Genomic DNA, 305 nt, shown 5'->3' on the forward strand with positions numbered 1-305 from the left:
AGCGCTGTGAGGCGTTGAGCTAACCAATACTAATTGCCCGTGAGGCTTGACCATATAACACCCAAGCAATTTGCGTCGAAAGGCCAGATTGCGGTGTGTGAAGACGAAATGAACCGAAAGTTCGACGTTCACAAAACACCGAAAGCTATCACATACCCAATTTGCTGAAGCGAGGCACAAGCCACGACTCAGTACCCGAATTTCTTGACGACCATAGAGCATTGGAACCACCTGATCCCATCCCGAACTCAGCAGTGAAACGATGCATCGCCGATGGTAGTGTGGGGTTTCCCCATGTGAGAGTA

Annotated in this window: 1 rRNA gene; it reads left to right on the forward strand. The window is 49.8% G+C overall.

Annotation, left to right across the window (positions count from 1 at the left end):
* Nucleotides 1-203: 203 nt before the first annotated feature.
* A 5S ribosomal RNA gene (gene rrf, locus IB241_RS27375) occupies nucleotides 204-305 on the forward strand; the annotation flags it as partial.

The organism is Pseudomonas sp. PDM05, from assembly GCF_014851685.1.
In the GTDB taxonomy this organism is placed as follows: domain Bacteria; phylum Pseudomonadota; class Gammaproteobacteria; order Pseudomonadales; family Pseudomonadaceae; genus Aquipseudomonas.